18 protein-coding genes are annotated in these 17,747 nt (G+C 75.4%); 9 read left to right on the top strand and 9 right to left on the bottom strand.

The window, feature by feature from the left end; genetic code table 11:
* Positions 1–43 precede the first annotated feature (43 nt).
* The 3 genes from ACFY7H_RS11070 to ACFY7H_RS11060 form a co-directional block, all read right to left on the bottom strand.
* The gene (locus ACFY7H_RS11070; RefSeq protein WP_388936397.1) at positions 44–2,872 is read right to left on the bottom strand and encodes a poly(A) polymerase; all 2,829 of its coding nucleotides are present in this window, start codon (positions 2,870–2,872) and stop codon (positions 44–46) included.
* Positions 2,872–4,614: an RNA ligase family protein gene (locus ACFY7H_RS11065; protein ID WP_388936395.1), complete on the bottom strand. Its 1,743-nt coding sequence runs from the start codon at positions 4,612–4,614 to the stop codon at positions 2,872–2,874. Before ACFY7H_RS11065 ends, ACFY7H_RS11070 begins: the two co-directional genes overlap by 1 nt.
* 111 nt (positions 4,615–4,725) lie before the next feature.
* Positions 4,726–5,199, bottom strand: a complete 474-nt coding sequence (locus tag ACFY7H_RS11060; protein WP_388936392.1) for a hypothetical protein — start codon at positions 5,197–5,199, stop codon at positions 4,726–4,728.
* 253 nt (positions 5,200–5,452) lie between these two features.
* Between ACFY7H_RS11060 and ACFY7H_RS11055 the strand changes: the two genes are divergently transcribed.
* From ACFY7H_RS11055 to ACFY7H_RS11040, 4 genes are all read left to right on the top strand, one after another.
* Complete coding sequence (locus ACFY7H_RS11055) at positions 5,453–6,460, top strand: NUDIX domain-containing protein (protein ID WP_388936390.1); 1,008 nt, start codon at positions 5,453–5,455, stop codon at positions 6,458–6,460.
* 55 nt (positions 6,461–6,515) lie between these two features.
* Entirely contained in the window at positions 6,516–7,025 is a 510-nt protein-coding gene (locus ACFY7H_RS11050; RefSeq protein WP_388936387.1) for an SRPBCC family protein, read from the top strand.
* 117 nt (positions 7,026–7,142) lie between these two features.
* Positions 7,143–7,676, top strand: a complete 534-nt coding sequence (locus ACFY7H_RS11045; RefSeq protein ID WP_388936385.1) for a hypothetical protein — start codon at positions 7,143–7,145, stop codon at positions 7,674–7,676.
* Between the two features lie 119 nt (positions 7,677–7,795).
* Positions 7,796–8,737 (top strand): class I SAM-dependent methyltransferase, encoded by a 942-nt coding sequence (locus ACFY7H_RS11040; protein ID WP_388936383.1) that lies wholly within the window; start codon positions 7,796–7,798, stop codon positions 8,735–8,737.
* 72 nt (positions 8,738–8,809) lie between these two features.
* Here ACFY7H_RS11040 and ACFY7H_RS11035 read toward each other — a convergent pair whose 3' ends face one another.
* Positions 8,810–10,309: a DEAD/DEAH box helicase gene (locus ACFY7H_RS11035; RefSeq protein WP_388936380.1), complete on the bottom strand. Its 1,500-nt coding sequence runs from the start codon at positions 10,307–10,309 to the stop codon at positions 8,810–8,812.
* 163 nt (positions 10,310–10,472) lie between these two features.
* Positions 10,473–10,970, bottom strand: coding sequence for a MarR family winged helix-turn-helix transcriptional regulator (locus tag ACFY7H_RS11030; RefSeq protein WP_388936377.1), 498 nt, complete (start codon positions 10,968–10,970; stop codon positions 10,473–10,475).
* A gap of 90 nt (positions 10,971–11,060) precedes the next feature.
* On the opposite strand from ACFY7H_RS11030, the gene ACFY7H_RS11025 reads away from it, so the two are divergent.
* Together ACFY7H_RS11025 and ACFY7H_RS11020 are read left to right on the top strand one after the other, a co-directional pair.
* A complete protein-coding gene (locus ACFY7H_RS11025) occupies positions 11,061–11,444 on the top strand; it encodes an HGxxPAAW family protein (protein WP_388936374.1) in 384 nt (127 codons plus the stop codon).
* 124 nt (positions 11,445–11,568) lie between these two features.
* On the top strand, positions 11,569–11,772 hold the full coding sequence (locus tag ACFY7H_RS11020; protein ID WP_388936371.1) for a cold-shock protein: 204 nt from the start codon (positions 11,569–11,571) through the stop codon (positions 11,770–11,772).
* A gap of 113 nt (positions 11,773–11,885) precedes the next feature.
* On the opposite strand, the gene ACFY7H_RS11015 is transcribed toward ACFY7H_RS11020, so the two are convergent.
* The 3 genes from ACFY7H_RS11015 to ACFY7H_RS11005 form a co-directional block, all read right to left on the bottom strand.
* Complete coding sequence (locus ACFY7H_RS11015) at positions 11,886–12,134, bottom strand: ferredoxin (RefSeq protein ID WP_388936368.1); 249 nt, start codon at positions 12,132–12,134, stop codon at positions 11,886–11,888.
* A gap of 5 nt (positions 12,135–12,139) precedes the next feature.
* On the bottom strand, positions 12,140–13,327 hold the full coding sequence (locus ACFY7H_RS11010; RefSeq protein ID WP_388936365.1) for a cytochrome P450: 1,188 nt from the start codon (positions 13,325–13,327) through the stop codon (positions 12,140–12,142).
* Between the two features lie 146 nt (positions 13,328–13,473).
* Complete coding sequence (locus ACFY7H_RS11005) at positions 13,474–13,818, bottom strand: thioredoxin family protein (RefSeq protein WP_388936362.1); 345 nt, start codon at positions 13,816–13,818, stop codon at positions 13,474–13,476.
* A 104-nt stretch (positions 13,819–13,922) separates the two neighbouring features.
* Between ACFY7H_RS11005 and ACFY7H_RS11000 the strand changes: the two genes are divergently transcribed.
* The 3 genes from ACFY7H_RS11000 (at position 13,923) to ACFY7H_RS10990 (ending at position 16,116) form a co-directional block, all read left to right on the top strand.
* Positions 13,923–14,192, top strand: coding sequence for a hypothetical protein (locus ACFY7H_RS11000; protein ID WP_388936360.1), 270 nt, complete (start codon positions 13,923–13,925; stop codon positions 14,190–14,192).
* Positions 14,193–14,444: 252 nt separating this feature from the next.
* Positions 14,445–14,804 (top strand): YciI family protein, encoded by a 360-nt coding sequence (locus ACFY7H_RS10995; RefSeq protein ID WP_388936357.1) that lies wholly within the window; start codon positions 14,445–14,447, stop codon positions 14,802–14,804.
* A gap of 76 nt (positions 14,805–14,880) precedes the next feature.
* Positions 14,881–16,116 carry an RNA polymerase sigma factor gene (locus ACFY7H_RS10990; protein WP_388937475.1) on the top strand — a complete coding sequence of 412 codons (1,236 nt, stop codon included), beginning with the start codon at positions 14,881–14,883 and terminating at the stop codon, positions 16,114–16,116.
* On the opposite strand, the gene ACFY7H_RS10985 is transcribed toward ACFY7H_RS10990, so the two are convergent.
* The gene (locus tag ACFY7H_RS10985) at positions 16,106–17,572 is read right to left on the bottom strand and encodes a condensation domain-containing protein (RefSeq protein WP_388936354.1); all 1,467 of its coding nucleotides are present in this window, start codon (positions 17,570–17,572) and stop codon (positions 16,106–16,108) included. The two genes, ACFY7H_RS10990 and ACFY7H_RS10985, sit on opposite strands and share 11 nt — an antisense overlap.
* Positions 17,573–17,747 lie beyond the last annotated feature (175 nt).

Here is a 17,747-nt window from a genome sequence, read left to right as displayed (position 1 = left end):
CACGACGCGCCGGGCCGCGGGGCGCACCGGGCCGCGCGTCCCCTCACGGCAGGTCCGGGACCTCCCCCGACGCCCTCCAGGCGACCTCCACGCCCGGCAGGGACGCCGCCCAGGGCCCGGCGAGCGAGGCCAGGGCGGCCGCGTCCGGCGCGGTCGGGCCCAGACCGACGGCGTAGCGGGCCAGGGTGGCGGTCCGCTCGAAGGGCCGGGGCCAGGCGTGGGCCCCCGGCAGCCCGGCCAGCAGCGCCCGCAGCCGGCCCCTGACCCGGCCCAGCCGCTCCTCGAACTCCCCGGCCGCACCGCCCCGTACGGTCACCACCGCCCACGCCGCGTGCCGTCGGTGCAGCGGCGGCGGCGACAGCAGCCGGCCGAGGCCGTCCGGCTCGGCCTCCAGTACCTCCCAGGCCCGGTACAGCTCCTGGACCAGCAGGTCCCGCAGGCCCGGCCCCACCTGCGCGGTGCAGCTGCGGACCGGCGCGCAGGGGGTCAGGACCGTGACCGGGTCCGGGGAGCGGCCCGTCCCGCCCGACGGGAGCAGGGACACCGGCTCGCTCCAGTCCCAAGCGGCCCAGGTCCCGAAGAACTCCCGCCGCAGCGCGTCGGGGGAGAGGTCCCCGGCCTCCCGGACGGTCCGGGCCGCGAGGACCGCCCAGGCCAGCCCCGGCAGCCCGCCGAAGGGCGCCGAGTCCAGGCCCCGCGCCCGCGCCCACGCCTTGACCTCCCGCCCCAGCCCGGCGAAAGCGGCGTGCTGCGCGCCCACGGACCCGCGTACCGCGTCGGCGTCGTCGAGGGCGCTCAGCGCCACGGCCGCCGCCTCGCCCAGCTCCGCCCGCCGGGCCACCGCGCGCCCCGGGTCCAGCTCCCCGGCGCCGACCAGCACCAGGTCCACGTCCAGCCCCGACGCGCGCATCCGCAGCCCCGGCACCCGCGCCCCCGTCACCTCGCGCAGCCGCCGCGCCTCCGGCAGCGCGGCCGCCACCCGCGCCCGCACCCCGGCGGTGTCCACCCGCCCGGGCAGCACGGCCACCAGGTCCAGGTCGGCCCCCGGCAGCGCGCAGCCCATGCTGCGCGAACCCGCCGTCCGCACCAGCCCCTCGGGGAGGGCCGCCGCGATCCGCGCCGCGAGCTCCCCGGCGGCGCCCGCTGCCTCGGCGTCCCCCGCCGGGGCCGCGGGCCGCGTCCACCGCACGGTGCCGGTGCCCAGCTCCACCACGGCGCGGACCCGCATCGGCCCGTCCCCGCGCCGCGACAGCACCGCCAGCTCCCCGACCCGCGCCGTACGCCGGCCGGGCCCGAGCCGCTCCGCGAACTCCCGTTCCGCGCGCCGGGGATCCGTGCTGCGGCCCAGCGTCAGGTGCGGGGTCCAGCCCTCCGCGCGGCCCCGGCAGCCCGGGAACCGGTCGGCCAGGGCACGGCGCAGCTCCTGCCACGGCGCGTCACCGTCCGCGCCCGCCGCCGGATCCAGCCAGAGCGTGGCGTCCTCCCGGTGCCCGAAGGACCGCACCCCCTCCAGCCGGGCGGTGAACGGCTCCGTCCCGGCCGCGACCTCCGCCAGCAGCGGCAGAGCCTCCTCGAAGGAGGACTCCGGCACGAAGCCGAACAGCAGGTTCACGTGCGCCGGCCAGCGGTCCGCCTGCGGGTCGTGCGCCCGGCGCAGCTCCCCGACCACCGGGTCGTGCGGGGCCAGCCACGCCACCGCCGTCCGGGCCGTCGCCGGTACGCCGCACCGAGCGGTCCCCGCGTCCGGTGCCGCGTACTCCACGGTGGCCTCCACCCCGAAGTGGTCGGAGACGAACAGCCCCTGCGGGCCAGGGGAATCACCCCGCAGCGCCGCCTGCCGCACCCGCGCTCCGCCGGAGGGGCGCAGCAGGATCCGGTCCAGCCGGGCGGCCCGCCCCGACAGCGAGCACACCGCCGCCAGCGGGTTGACCCGGGGGTCGAAGGTGGGGGTGTCGTCCCCGGGCCCGTGCACGTCGCTCCACGCGTCCAGCAGCCCCAGCGCGGCGGCCGGCCCCTCGGCGCCGGACCGGCCGTCGTTGAAGTCGCCGAGCAGCGCGACCCCGGCGTCGATCCCGCCCAGTCCCTCGGCCAGCCGCGCCAGTTCGGCCTCCCGCCGGCCGGCGCCGTTCTCGGTGTGGTCGCTGGTCAGGTGCGTCGCGGCGACGACCAGGGGCCCGCCCGCGGTGTCCACGGTGACGGCGGTGACCGCCTTGTGCCGGCCCAGCGCGTGCAGCCCCGCCTCCCGCACCGGCAGCCGGCTCAGCACCAGCAGCCCGTGGTCCGGGACGTCCTCGCCCTGCGGATCGGTGCCCACGGTGTAGCCGGCCCGTACCCAGGGTTCGGCCAGCAGCAGGGCCAGCAGCGCCGGTTCGACCTCCTGGAGCGCGATCACGTCCGCGTCGGCCGCCGCCAGGTCCGCCAGCAGCATCGGCCTGCGCCGGGCGGTGGCGATGCGCGGGGCATCGTACCGGTCCCACAGGGTGTTCCAGGTCAGCAGCCGCACGCGCGCCGCGGGGTGCTGCCCCGGCCCGTCCGGACCGGGCTGGACCGGCCGCCAGCAGCCGGCCGCCGGATCCCAGGCGTGCGGGGTCCTCGCCGTGAAGAACGGGGCGGACAGCAGCCGCCGCTCGCGCACCCGCCCGGCCCCCGTCGAGTCGATCCGGTCGACGCCGGTGGCCCGGTCCCACACCAGTTCGCCGTCCGCCTCGACGAACAGCACCCGGTGCCAGGGGATGTCGCCGCCGGGCACGAAGGAGGGCAGCGGCACCCGCTTGGGCGCGGCCCCGCGCTGGAGCAGGCCGAGCGTGAACCGTGCCGGGTCGAACCGGGGGTCCCAGCGGACCTGGTGGTAGAGCTGCTCACTGGTGCGCATCACAGATCGTCCCCCTCGCCGGCCGGCCCGAGGGAGCCGGCGGTGTCCTCGACCGTGCCGCCCGCCCCGACGTACCGGGTCCGGTGCGCCTGCCCCGGGTGGGGCGGGCTGAACCGCCGCAGCTGGGCGGCCAGTACGGGCTCCGGCACGGGATGCGGCCGTACGGCGTTGCGCCGCGCCAGTTCCGCTTCCCCGACCAGCATCACCACCCGCGTGACCAGGGCGTCGCGGCGCCGTGCGACCGCACCGGCCAGGCCGCGCTGCTGCTCGGTCAGGGAGGTGGCGTCCCAGACCACCGTGCCCCCGGCGGCCAGGGCGCGGTCCAGCCGCTCCAGGCCCTCGCGCAGCACCTCCGGATTGGCCCGCTGGTCGGCGCGCGCACCCCGGGCCCCGCGCAGGTCGTCCAGGCAGATGTACGCGTCCACCCCGGGCAGGGTCCGGGCGTAGGTGCTCTTCCCGCTGCCCGAAGGCCCGCACAGCTGTACCAGGCGCGGGTACGCGGACCCGTCCCGCCAGCGCCAGGTCGCGGCCACGGCCTCCTGCGCCGAGGAGACCGAGCCCCGCCCGAAGGCCTCGCGGGCCTCCGCCCAGCACCGGTCGGCGGCGTCCGCGTCGAGGCCGCCGAACGCCCCGCGCAGTCCGGTGCGCAGCTCGCCGAGCGGGTCGGGGCCCAGCAGGCCGGCGTCCTCGGCGCACAGCGCCGACCACTGGGCGCACTCCAGCTCCTCCGGCGTCGCCGGGAGGGCCGTCGCCAGCGCGTGCAGCACCCCGAGGTCGGCGGCCGCGGCCATCCGCACCAGCCCGGCCCGCCGCTCCTCCTCCGGGAAGGGCCTGCGCAGCGCCGGATACAGGCCCACCAGGTCCGCCACCCGCCGTGCCGTGCGCATCCCGAGCGGTCCCGCGGCGAGCCGCGCCGCGAGCGCGCCGCGGTGCCCCTGGTGCAGGGCGGCGGCCAGGACCCCCGCCAGCCGGGCCTCCCCGGTGCGGCCGGCGCCGTCGAGCCGGGCGGTGACCTCCCGGACGGCACGCTCCGCGTCCGGGCCGGCCGGCGCGGGCACCCCGACGGCGGCGAGCAGTGCGGCGGGATCCGGTTCGGAGCCGGAGCGGACCGCCCACAGCGGTGCGGCCGGGCCGAGCCCGTTGGGTACCACGGGCGCGTACATCCAGTGCGTGTCGGTCCGCACATGGCCGCCCCGCACCCACTTGGCCGCGTACCGCCCGAAGTCCGCCCGGTCGAATCCGGCCGTCGTCCGTACGACGTAGCCCTCCTGGCGGGTGGTGTCGATCCGCAGCCGGCGCAGCGCCCGCTCGTCGTAGGTCCCGCGCCACAGGACGCGCGGCACGGGGACGCCGAGCCGGCCGAGGAAGCGCACCGTGCGGTCCCAGTCGAGGCAGTGGTCGCCGTCCCACACCGAGAACCCGTAGAACCAGCTGTCGAGTTCCTCGTAGGCGAGCGAGTGGCGGGCGTACACGTTCTCCCCGCAGACCCGCCACCCCTGCGGTATGCGGGCGCCGATCCGGCTCTGGAGGCCCTTGACCCAGGCGCGGGAGGGGTGGTGGGCGGAGTCGAGCGAGCGGGCGTGCAGGCCGTCCGCGTACAGGGTGGTGTTTTCCCCGTCGAGCTTCTCGGTGACGACCACCTCGCGCCCGGCCAGCGCCGAGGTCCCGGTGGCGCGGACGTCGTCCGCCGTGGCACCGGGCGACCACGGCAGGTGTGCCGTGCGGGGGTAGTGCGTACGCATGATCGGCTCCAGCTCGGCGACGGGTGCCCGGTCACTCTAGGTATCCGGAGCGGCCCCAACCACCCAATTTGCCACGTACCCGCCCGCCGGGCCCGGCCCGGGCCCGCACGGTCAGCGGCACAGGGCGACGATGGCCGGATCCACCACCCCGTGGGCCGCCTCGCACAGCCGGCCCATGTCGTACGAACGCTGCGGCGCGGGTGGGGGCGCGGGGCGTGCGGGCCGCCGCTCGCGCGGCTTCGGGGCGGGGGCGCGGTACGCGGGGCGGGCGGGCCGGGCGGGGGAGGCGCGGCGGGGCGGCCGGTCGTCGGAGCGGTGCCCGGGGCGGGGCGGGGCGACGGGCCGCCGTGGGGCACCGGCCGGCGGCGCGGGGGCCGCGGCCCCGGCGGGCGGCGACGGCACCGCCACCGGATCCGGCGCCGGTCCCAGGGGCAGGCCCTCCGCCACCGGCTGCCGGGGGGCCCACCCGGTCGGAGCGGGCGGTTTCCCGGGCGCCCGTACGGTCACGCACCCGGTGGCCGGCACCAGCAGGGCGAACACCAGGGGCAGGGACAGGGCGAGCGGCAGGCTCCGGTGCGACGGCATCCGCCCACCCTGCCGCAAGGGGGCGCCGGCGGTCGCGCCCACTCACACGGACGGGTGAGCGTACGTGGTCGGACCAGCCGCTTTCACACCGCCGGTCCGCAGCACGGACCGTAGCGAGACGGGCGTAACACGGCAATAAGGAGGCGCGCAGCGGTGGAGCGGTCACAGCGGGTGCCCGGACGTCCGCCGTAACCCGGCGCCCGGAGCCGCTGTTGCACAGGCGGCTGGTCCACCCACGGTGAACGGAGTACCGATGCCGCAGCTGACCGACGACCCCGGACGTGCGGGCACCTGGATGACCCCGGCGGAGTACGGGGCCTCGCGCGCCGCGCTCTGGACCGGGGCGACGGTCCTCGTCACCGACCCCGACGGGCGGGTCCTCGTCCAGACCGTCGACTACCGCACGGACCGGCTGCTGCCGGGCGGCGCCGTGGACGCCGGGGAGGCGCCCTCGGCGGCCGCGGCCCGCGAGATGCGCGAGGAACTCGGCGTCGACGGCCACTACCCGCGCGGGCTCGCCGTCGACTGGATTCCCGCCGACATCCCCGGCATCCCGCCCGAGATGCGCTTTCCCGGCGAGATCCTGCACGTCTACGACGGCGGCACCTGGACGCAGGAGCGCATCCGCGCCGTGCGCCTGCCCGCACAGGAGATCACCGGCATCGACTTCGCCGAGCCCGCCGACCTGCCCGCCCTGATGGACCCGGGCGACGCCCGCCGCGCCCTGTCCGCCCTCCGCGCCCGGATCAACGGCGCCGGCCCCGCCCTGCTGGAGGACGGCCGCCCCACCACCCCCACCGCCCTGGACCGCCTCGGGGTCCTGCGCGGCCGGCGCACCCCGCAGCACGGCACCTGGCACCCCGGCCCCGTCCCCGCCCGCCTGCCCGTACGGGACCACACCGGCTGGCTCTTCGCCCCCGACGGGCGGGTACTGCTGCTCATCGCCCGCGCCACCGGCGCCGCGCACCTGCCCGCCCCGAACGCGGAGCCCGCCGTCGGGGCGGTGCCGCTCGGCTACCGGTACGCCGACCGGGGGGCACTGGCCCGCACGGCGGCCCGGCTCACTGCGGTGGCCCCGGCCGCGGACCCGGCGTACGCCCGGCTGCTGGCCACCCCGGAGCAGGTGCGGGAGCTCAGCGACTGGGGCCCGGCCGGGTGGCACGAGCTCGCCGCGGTGCACGCCGCCCGCGCCCACTTCGGCCTGCCCGCCGCCTTGCGGACCCCGCCCGTGGAACTGCCCGAGCAGGGACTGCGCTGGTGAGGGACCGGGCCCGCCAATGCCGGGCCCGCGGCGGCCGGTCCCGCAGCATGGGGCCATGACCGACAGCGTGATCGACTACACCGTCTACATCCAGGCCGACCCCGACCGGGTCTGGCAGGCCCTCACCGACCCGGCCTACACCCGCCGTTACTGGGGGCTGACCTTCGAGACGGACTGGGCGGTGGGCTCGACGATGGACTGGGTCGAGCGCGGGGCCCGCACCAGCGACCCCGAGCAGGTGGTGCTGGACTGCGTCCCGGACCGCCGGCTCTCCTACACCTGGCACACCTTCAGCGCCGAGTGGGCGGCCTCCGCAGGTATCACCGAGGAGCTGCGGGCCGAGCTGGCGGGCGAGCCGCGCACCAGGGTGACGTACGAGATCGAGCCGGTCGGGGACACCCTCGCCCGGCTCACCGTCCACCACGAGGGGTTCACCCCGGGCGGCACCCTCATCGGCATGTGCTCCGCCGCCTGGCCGATGCTCGTCTCCAGCCTCAAGACCCTCCTGGAGACCGGCGCCCCGCTGCCCGAACCGGAGCCCGGGCGGCCCGGCCCGGGCCGGTGACGGCCTCCGGGACCGGCACGGCGTACCGCACGGCCACCGCCCGGTGAGCTCGCCGCGGACCTCCCGGCCCACCCCCCGCCCCGGGCCCGCGTACGGCGGTCGTGTGGAATACGTGCCATGGGCAGCCCAGAACACCAGATGCGCCGCACGCCGTCGGCCGGCCCGGCGACGACGGCCCGGCCCCCGCAGCAGGCGGGGCCGACCGACCGCTGGCGGTACGCCCGCCACCTCGACCGGCTCGCCGCCGCCGGGGCGGCCGGCGTGCCGGGGGAGGCCGCGGCGGTGGCCGAGGTCCTGCGCGACCGCGACCCGGTGATGGCGCAGAGCGCGGTGGTGACCCACCTGGACCGCAGGGCCGTACGGCTGCTGCCCGGCACCGCCTTCCACGACTGGGCCCGCGCCCTGCACCGCGTGCTCGACGGCCACGCGTTCCCCGCCCGGCGACTGCGCGAGTGGACCCTGCTGAAGGCCGTCGAGGCCGGTGGGGAGTGGTCTCGGGCCGAGCTGGCGGCCGCCTCCGACTGGTGCCAGCGCACCGCGGCCCGGTCGCCGGCCCCCGACGAGGCGCTGGCCCTGCTGGCCGCCTCCGGCCGGACCCGCGGCGTGCGCAACGCCGCGGCCCGGCGGCTGCACAGGCGCGCCACCGCCTGAGCGGGAAACGATCAGTGCGGGAGAACTCTCGCCATACGCCTGTTCGCGGGTTTATGGTCTGCCTACCTGGCCGGGTATCAGCGCCGAACCGTTGCCATTCCGCTGGAGGATGACTCCCCGTGTCGCACGTTTCACAGGCTCCCGTCACCACCCCCGACGCCGAGCCCGTACCACCCGTTCCCACGTCCTTCGACGAGGTGAAGGGCTGGTTCTCGGCGCATGACCAGGTCCTCTTCGACTGGTTCCTGACCCGCCAGAACGAGGCCGCGCCCGTGGCCGGTGACCTCCTGGAACTGGGCGCCTTCATGGGCAAGAGCGCGATCTTCCTGGGCGGGTACCTGCGTGACGGCGAGGAGTTCACCGTCTGTGACCTCTTCGACTCGCCCGCTCCCGACGACTTCAACCTGGAGGAAGTGCGGGACTCGTACCCCACCCTCACCCGCCGCGGGTTCGAGACGAACTACCTCGCCTTCCACGAGGCGCTGCCCACGGTCATCCAGGCCCCGACCTCCGTCGTCGCCGAGAAGGTGCGCCCCGGCAGCTGCCGCTTCGTCCACATCGACGCGTCCCACCTGCACGAGCACGTCGTCCAGGACATAGCCTCGTCCCGGATCGTCGCCGCCCCGGACGCCGTGGTGGTCTTCGACGACTACCGCTCCGCCCACTGCCCGGGCGTCGCCGCCGCCGTCTGGGCCGCCGTGGCCACCGGCGAGCTCCACCCGATCGCCGTGTCCGCCTCGAAGCTGTACGCGACCTGGGGCGACCCGCAGCCGCAGCAGGCGGCGCTGCTCGGCTGGCTGGAGGACCGCTCCGACCTGTGGCACGGCGTCGACGTCATCGACGGCAAGCCGCTGGTGCGGATCGGCGACGAGGGGGCCCCGGTGCCGCCCGCCCCGCAGCCGCTGCACCCGCCGGTCCCCGTTCCGGCCGCAGCTCCGGCCCCGGCCGCCCCGCGGCCCGCACCCCGGCCGGGGGTGCGCTGGCGCAGGCTGGCCAAGGACCTGCTCCCGCCGCTGGTCACCCGCGCCATCGTGGCCCGGCGGCGCCGCGCCCGGGCCTGAGGCCCGCGCCGTTCGCGTGGTCCGGCGGGCCGCCGCCCGCCGGACTTCCCCGTTCCCCGTTCCCCGGAGGCCTCAGAGGCCCTTGCGGACCCGGGCCGCGCGGCGGGCCTCGGCGGCCTGACGCGCCTCGATGGTCTTGCGGGACTCCTTGCCCTTGCCCGGGCGGCCCGGGCGGGTGCCGATGCCCCGGAAGCCGAGCTCGGTGCCGCTCGGGCGGCCCTTGGCGTCGGTGGGCAGCGCCCCGGACAGCGGAACTCCCGACGGTCGCCGCGCGCCGGTGATCCGGCTCAGCGCCGCCTCGCCGGAGCGCACCTGGGTGATGGTGGGCCGGATCTTGGCGTCGGCCATGAGGCGCACCATGTCACGGCGCTGGTTGGGGGTGACCAGGGTGACCACCTTGCCGGACTCGCCGGCCCGCGCGGTGCGCCCGCCGCGGTGCAGGTAGTCCTTGCTGTCGGCCGGGGGGTCCACGTTGACCACGAGGTCGAGGTCGTCGATGTGGATGCCCCGGGCGGCCACGTTCGTCGCGACGAGGACCGTGATCAGCCCGTCCTTGAACTGGCCGAGGGTCCGGGTGCGCTGCGGCTGGGACTTGCCGCTGTGCAGTCCCTCCGCCCGTACGCCCATGGCCCGCAGGTGCTTCACGAACTGGTCCACGCCGTGCTTGGTGTCCAGGAACATGATCACCCGGCCCTCGCGGGCCGCGATCTCGGTCGCCGCCGAGACCTTGTCCGCCGCGTGGATGTGCAGCACGTGGTGGTCCATCGTGCCGACCGAGGCCGACTGCGGGTCCACGGAGTGCGAGACCGGGTCCTTCAGGTAGCGGCGCACGAGCTGGTCGACGTTGCGGTCCAGGGTGGCCGAGAACAGCATGCGCTGTCCGGCGTGGTGCACCTGGTCGAGGATCTCCGTGACCTGCGGCATGAATCCCATGTCGCACATCTGGTCGGCCTCGTCCAGCACGGTGATCCGCACCCGCTCCAGGTGCACGTCCCGGCGTCCGACCAGGTCGCTGAGGCGTCCGGGCGTGGCGACCACGACCTCCGCGCCGGTGCGCAGGGCGCTGGTCTGGCGGCCGATGGAGAGCCCGCCGACGACGGTCGCCATGCGCAGCTTCAGGGCCTGCGCGTACGGGGTCAGGGCCTCGGTCACCTGCTGCGCCAGCTCGCGCGTGGGTACGAGGACCAGCGCGAGGGGCCGCTTGGGGTCGGCCTGCTGACCGGCCGTGCGGGCCAGCAGGGCCAGGCCGAAGGCGAGGGTCTTGCCGGATCCGGTGCGGCCGCGGCCGAGGATGTCACGGCCCGCCAGGGAGTTGGGCAGGGTGGCCGCCTGGATCGGGAAGGGTTCCCGCACCTCCTGCTCGGCCATGGTCCTCACCAGCTCAGGGGGCAGCCCGAGTTCGTCGAACGAGGCCACCGGGGGCAGTGCCGGGGTGGTGGTCCGCGGCATGGCGAACTCGCCCTGCGGACCGAGGGTCCGGGGGGCCTTGCCGGCTCCCCTGGCTCCCGGCTTGGAGCCTGCCTTCGCTCCGGCCTTGATGCCGAAACGCCCGTGAGCTGACGGGTTCTTCATGCAGAACCTTCCGTGAGGAGAGTGAGGCTCCCGGTGCCCGCACCGGATGAACGGCGACGAGCCGGGGTCCGTACCCCTCGGTACGGTCCCCGGCTCGTCGTACGCGTCCGCCCGGGCCGCAAGCGCCCCGCGCCTCAAGTTTCCCGGCCATTTTACCAGCCGGTCACCGCCCCGGCCGGGGGTCGAGCTCCCCGGACCGCACCTGGGCGAGGTGGGCCCGCATCTCGACCGTCGCCCGGCCGAACCAGTCGGCGATCACGGCGATCTCGTCGGGGGTGTACTCGGCGAACACGGCTCCGAGCCGGTCGTAGAAGGGCTGGTAGGTGGCGATGACCCGGGCGGCGGCCTCGGGGTCGGCCACCACCCGTACCCGCCGGCGGTCGGCGGGATCGGGCTGCCGGCGGGCGTACCCGGCCCGTTCCAGCCGGTTGAGCACGCCGGTGACGGCGCCGGTGGTGAGGTTCACCAGCCCGGCGAGGTCGCCGGCGGAGAGGGGCTTGTCGCAGGCGGCCAGGATGTGGGCGAGGCAGGTCAGGTCGGTGACGTTGATCCCGAGGAGCTGGGCCACCTCCTGCTGGCCGATGAGGCCGAGGGCCACGTACTGGTCCATGCGCGCGATCGCCTCCCCGGCCGTGGCCGCGGGACGGGGCTTGCCGTGCACCGACACACTCCTTAGTATCTAAGTTACTTAGCTCGTGAGATAAATGACCCTGCTCCGAGCGTACTGCCGCCTGCCCTACGAGGGGGAATCATGAGTGCCCACGGCGACGTCGACCTCGGCCACACCGTGGCCGGCTGGACCGGTACCACCCTGGCCCTGCTGGGCTGCGCCGGAGCGGGCGTGGCCCTCTGCGCGGCCTGGACGCCGGGCATCTGGCTGGGCCTCGGCCTGGTCGTGGTCGCTGGGCTGGTGACCTGGCTGCTCCACCTCGCCGGATGGGGCAAACCGAGCGGCCCCCGCCCGCGCGGGGCCTGGGACTGGCGCACCCGGGACACCGCCGCCCGCAGCGGGCACGCCGACTGCCTGGGCTGCCGGGCCGGCGGCCCCCGCCGCGCCGCGGCGGCGTCCGCGCGGCGCCCGTCCGTCGCCCGCCGTTCCACCGCTCCACTGCCCGCCACGGACGGCGACGCCTGACCCGGCCCCCGGTTGGCCGCGCCCGGTTGGCCGCGCCTGGCGTGTGGCCCGCGGGACAGGCGGGCAGTATCGAGACGGCCGCGGGTAAGCGGTCCCAGCGGAACGTTGAGAAGGATCAGTACCGATGGCAACTGGCACCGTGAAGTGGTTCAACTCGGAGAAGGGGTTCGGCTTCATCCAACAGGACGACGGCGGCCCCGACGTGTTCGTGCACTTCTCCGCGATCGAGGGGACGGGCTTCAAGTCCCTGGAGGAGAACGCCCGCGTTTCGTACGACGTCACCCAGGGGCCGAAGGGCCCGCAGGCGGAGCGCGTCGTACTCGAATAGCGCGCCCCGCCCGAGCGGTACCACCGGCCCCGCGGTTCCCGCCGGCCATGGAGCCCCCTCCGGTCGACCGGAGGGGGCTCACCACGGGGCAGGGCCCGGCCGCGGCCCCCGGCTCAGCTCTCCGAGGCCCCCTCCGGGGCGCCCTCCGAGACGCCCGCACCGTCCCCGCCGGCCTCCCGCACGGTGATCGCCGAGACCGGGCAGGCGCGCGCGGCCTCCCGGACCAGCGGGCTGCCGTGGCCGTCCGCGCGCCCGGGGAGCACCTCACTGAAACCGTCGTCGTCCTGGGTGAAGACCTGCGGCGCGGTCAGCACGCACTGGCCGGCGCCGATGCAGACGTCCTGGTCGACGGAGATCCGCACGGCGCTCACCACGTCACCGGCAGTTCGATCATGCCCTGGATGGTGTCGCCGGGCTTGAACGGGATCCGGTCGGGATCGGCCGCCAGACGCAGGCCGGGAAGCCGCTGGAACAGGGTCCCGAGGGCGATCTCCATCTCGGCTCGGGCCAGGTTCTGCCCCAGGCACTGGTGGATGCCGAAACCGAACGCCAGGTGGTGGCGGGTCGGACGGTGCCAGTCGAGCCTGTCGGGGTCGGCGAACACCGCCTCGTCCCGGTTGATCACCGAGGTGGAGAAAACCACCCCCTCGTCCGGCCGGATCGTCACCCCGCCGATCTCGATCTCCCGCGTGGCGACCCGCAGCATGCCGTCCGCGATCGACAGGTACCGCATCAGTTCCTCCACCGCCTCCGGCATCAGGGAGGGGTCGGACCGCAGCTCCGCCAGCTGCTCCGGGTGCCGCAGCAGGGTGAAGGTGCCGAGCGAGATCATGTTCGCCGTGGTCTCGTGCCCCGCGATCAGCAGGATCGCGGCCAGCGACACGAGCTCCTCGACATCGGTCTCGCCCGCCTCCAGCCGGGTCGAGACCAGCTCGTCCAGGAGCCCGTCGCCCGGATCGGCGCGCTTGCGCCGGATCAGGGCCTCCAGGTAGGCGTCGAGCCGCCCCCGGGCGTCCTCCACGTCGGCGGTCGTGGGGCCGCGCAGCAGCCGCCGCGACTGCTCCTCGAAGAACTCGTGGTCCTCGTAGGGGACCCCGAGCAGCGCACAGATCACCATGGACGGCACCGGCAGCGCGAAGTCACCCACCAGCTCGGCCCCGGGACCCCGGGCCTCCATCGCGTCGATCAGCCGGTCCACCGTCTCCTGGATCCGGGGCCGCAGGGCGGCCGTCCGCTTGACCGAGAAACTCGGGATCAGCATCCGGCGCTGCGTGTTGTGCTCGGGATCGTCCACCCCGAGCAGGGCCGTACGCCGGTTCTGCAACCCCTTGAACCGGGGGGTGGGCGCGGGGAAGGCCTCCCTGGTGCGGTCGGTGGACAACCGCGCGTCGGAGAGCAGCGCCCGCGCCTCGGCGTGCCCGGTGACCACCCATACGGAGCGGCCGTCGAAGAGGGTGACCCGGGAGAGCGGCCGCCCCTCCCGGAGTGGCCGATAGGCGGCCGGGGGGTGGTAGGGGCAGGTTCGGTCCTGCGGGAAGGCAACGGCATCGGACATGGAAAGCAACACCTCGCAAGCGATGGTTCCGTCTCGCCGGACTCCATTACATGCCTAAGGCACCTATCCCACCTATGCCACTTTCGGCCAGCCTGCCCGAGTTCACCCGCCGGACCGGCCGGGGGACGGTCCGGGGCGCGCGGGGACTACAGGTGCGCGTCCAGGAAGGCGCGCAGCTCCGCCCTCCCCATCGGGCCCGCATGGGTCGCCACTGCCTGGCCCGACCGCAGCAGGACCACGGTCGGGGCACCCGTCACCCCGTAGCGCCGCACCGTTGCGGGACAGCGCGTGATGTCGGCGCGCACGGCGGTGAACCGCGCCCCGTACTCCTCGTCCCCCGCCAGCTCCGCGACGACGGAGTCCAGCAGCCGGCAGGCCTCGACGGCCTTGGGCCAGGTGCCGGTGAAGCAGGCGAGGACCGGGCCCGGCGCCATGGCGGCGATGAAGTCGAATTCCTGGTCCTCCAGCGGCCGGTGTACCCGACTGGCCATGGGCGGTGCTCCTCGGTTCGCGTCTGACGGGACCGCCAGCCTAGGTCCTCTCCGCCCCGGTCCCCGGACCGCCCGTTGTCAGTGGCGGCTGTGAAGCTGGGCGCATGGACGACAGGATGCCGCGCCGCCGCGTCTACGGCGCCGACCACGAAGACCCCGACCCGGGCCCCCGCCCCGGCCACGTCTACGGCGAGCTCGTGGGCGGTCCCCTCGACGGGCTCCTCCTCGACGTCACCGGCTGGAGCGCCCGGCAGCTCGCCGAAGAGGCCCGGCTGCCCACGGAGATAGGCCGCTACGGCGCCGGTGGCCGCGCCCACTACCGTCGCCGTCCTGCGGACCCCGGGCGCTGGGACTGGTCGGGCGACAGCCGGTAGCGGCGCCCCCGTCTCCGGGCGCCGCCCGGCCCGGCCGCGACGGCGAGCCCCCGGACCGCCGACGTGTGACCGGGGGCTCTGCCCCTCCCTTCGGCCGCCGGGGCGCGACCGGATGCGGAGAAGGGGCGCCCGGTGGCCGGTTCCGCGGAATCTCCGAAGAATTTTCCGGAGGGCTGTCGATCCGGGCGTCTCCCGTTCGACGCAGAGGTGAGGGACGGGGAAGGCCCCCGCCCCCACGACCGAGGAGTCACCATGCCGCGCTTCCTGACGCTGATCCGCATCGACGAGCAGACCCTGACCCCCGACACCCCCTTCCCGCCGGACTTCGAGCAGCGCATGGGCGCCCTCATGGAGGAGATCACCAAGGCCGGGGTGATGCTCGACACCGCCGGCCTCCTCCCCACCTCCGAGGGCACCCGGGTCACCTGGTCCGGCGGAAGGACCACCTTCACCGACGGCCCCTTCACCGAGACCAAGGAGGTCGTCGGCGGATACGCCTTCCTCCAGTGCAAGGACAAGGCGGAGGCCCTCGAGTGGACCAGACGGTTCCTGGAGACCCACCCGGCGGAATGGACCGTCGGCGCCGAGGTCCGCGAGGTCCAGGAGATGTGACCCGGCCGCGGCCCGCTCCACGCGCCGCGTTTGCCCCGCCCCGTCGCGGCTGCTCTGATGGGTGGCCGTGACGGCAGTGAGCGCGGCCCGGGCGGTCGAAACGGTGTTCAGGATCGAGTCCGCGCGGATCATCGCCGGTGTCACCCGCATCGTGCGGGACGTCGGGATCGCCGAGGAGATCGCACAGGACGCGCTGGTCGCCGCCCTGGAGCAGTGGCCGCACTCCGGGATCCCCGACCGGCCCGGCGCCTGGCTCATGGCCACCGCCAAGCACCGGGCCGTCGACCTCGTCCGCCGCAAGGAAACCTACGCGCGCAAGCTCGCGGAGGTCGGCCGGACCCTGGAGGACGTACCGCCCCCCGACGAGCCGGCGGAACCCGACGACATCGACGACGACCTGCTGCGCCTGGTCTTCACCGCCTGCCATCCGGTGCTGGGCACGGACGCCCGCATCGGGCTCACCCTGCGCCTGGTGGCCGGTCTCACCACCCAGGAGATCGCCCGGGCCTTCCTGACCTCCGAGTCCACGGTCGCCCAGCGCCTCGTCCGTGCCAAGCGGACCCTCGCCAAGGCCCGGGTGCCCTTCGAAGTCCCCTACGGCGCCGACCGGGAACAGCGGCTGGCCTCCGTACTCGAAGTCATCTACCTCGTCTTCAACGAGGGGTACTCGGCCACCGCCGGCGACGATCTGCTGCGTCCCGCCCTCTGCGAGGACGCCCTGCGCCTGGCCCGCGTACTCGCCGCGCTGATGCCCGGAGAGCCGGAGGCCCAGGGACTCGCCGCGCTGCTGGAGTTCCAGTCCTCCCGCACCGCCACCCGCACCGGCCCCGACGGCGAGCCGGTGCTGCTCGCCGACCAGAACCGCGCCGGATGGAACCGGCTGCTCATCCGGCGCGGGGTGGAGGCCCTGCACCGGGCGGGCAGCGGCCCCTACTCCCTCCAGGCCGCCATCGCCGGCTGCCACGCGGCGGCCGCGCGCTACGAGGACACCGACTGGCGGTCCATCGCCACCCTCTACGGGAGACTCGCCGAGCTGGTCCCCTCCCCGGTGGTCGAGCTGAACCGGGCGGTCGCCGTCTCCATGGCCGACGGCCCCGGGGCCGCCCTGCCGCTGGTCGACGCCCTCGCCCGGGAACCGGCCCTGCGCTCCTACCACCTGCTGCCGAGCGTACGGGGAGACCTGCTGGAGCGGCTCGGGCGCGGTCCGGAGGCCCGCGCCGAATTCGAAAGGGCGGCCGCCCTCACCCGCAACGCCCGGGAGCGGGAGCTCCTGCTGGGCCGCGCCGCCGCCCTCCGGGAGCTCAGCCCCTGACGTGCGCCGCCTGCGGTTCGGGCCGCCGGGGCGCCGTGAGCGCGACGGGCCGGCGGAACCCGCCGCTGCGCGTCACGCTCTGCACGGTCAGCCGCAGCGCCTCCTGGAAGTCACCCATCGTGCGGCGGGCGGCCGGGGTGTCCACGTACAGCGAGTTCATGTGGAGCCCGTCCGCGTCCCGCTGGAACCACGAGCAGGTGCCGTTGGCCCGCGCCGACCACACGTGCGCGGCGGGCCGCCACTCGTCGTGCCGGTCGGCGCCCCGGCAGCGGCGCATGTCGATGTACGAGAAGAAGTTCACCGGGTACGGCCAGGAGCGGCCCGCGAACTCCTCGGGAGCCAGCAGCTGCCACGCCCGTACGAACGGCACGTCGAGGTGGCGCATCATCTCGGTGAACCCCGCCCGGACCTCGCCCATGACCTGGACGAAGTCCTTGCCGGGCGAGGCGTCGAACTCGATCGGCAGGGTGTTGACGAACCAGCCCACCGAGTTGTTCCAGTCCTCCCGCCCCCGCTCACTGACGGGCATGAACCCCCGGTACACCCCGGGCCCGCCCGCCTCGCGCAGACACACGCCCACCGAGCCGAGCAGCCCCATGAAGGGCTTGCCGCCGGCCTCGCGGCACACCTTCTCGAACACCTCGGTCTCGGCGGCGTCCAGCAGCGTGGACGCCTCGTTGACGATCGGGTACATCCGGTCCGGCTCGACGCCCAGGTCCAGCGGGAAACGGGGGAAGAACTCCCCGCCGCGGGCCGTGAACGACTTCCAGTAGTCCAGGCGCTCGTCGTCCGCGTCGATCGACAGGTAGCGGCGGCGCTGCGCGTCGGCGAAGTCCAGGTAGCTCGGAGCGGGCGGCAGCGCGGCCCGCTCCCCGCGGCGCAGCGCCTCGTAGGAGGTCAGCACGTCGTGGACGACCACGGGCATCGACATGCCGTCGCAGACGATGTGGTCGAAGGCGAGGTACACCGTCGCGGAGTCCGGGCGCAGCACCGCGCCCATCGTGAACAGCGGCCACGACAGGGTGTCGATGCTCCGGGTGAAGCGTTCCGCGAGGAACTCGCGCATCGGCTCGGCGGAGTCGAAGGTGGCGACGTGACACGCCTCCAGGGAGAGGGCACCGGCCGCCAGCGGTTCGCAGGACAACTCCCCGGCGAGCCGGCGGAACTCGCAGCGCAGCACCTCGTGCCGCCGTACGAAGTCCAGCAGGGCACCGGCCAGCGCCGCTTCGTCGAGGGCGCCCTCGATCTCGAAGGTGACGGCCACCCAGGACGCCATGGGATCGTCGTCCGCGCGGCTCTCCTCGGCGACGGTGAAGTGCTTGTCCTGGTTGAAGGACGCCTTCTTGCCCCCCTCGTCACCCCGGTCCGGGCCCTGTGGTCCGGCCGTGGCCCGCAACCGCCACTCGACCAGACGCCCTGGCTCCATGTGGTGCATCTGCAGAGGAAACTGCCGCATACGTCATCCCTTCGCCCCCCGGTTCAGCCCCGAGCCCCTAACGAGATCCGGGCCGGTGAAGTGACGCCCGAACCACCGGCGGACCGCGGGACGATGACAGCGGGCGCGGCGGGTCCCGGTCGTGCAGGCCCTCACGCCACCGCGATGACGACCTTGCCGGCCTTGGCGCGGCCCT

Source organism: Streptomyces sp. NPDC012794, from assembly GCF_042901085.1.
GTDB lineage: Bacteria > Actinomycetota > Actinomycetes > Streptomycetales > Streptomycetaceae > Streptomyces.
Note: the sequence above shows the minus strand (reverse complement) of the source record. Positions and strands in the feature narration are given on the sequence as shown.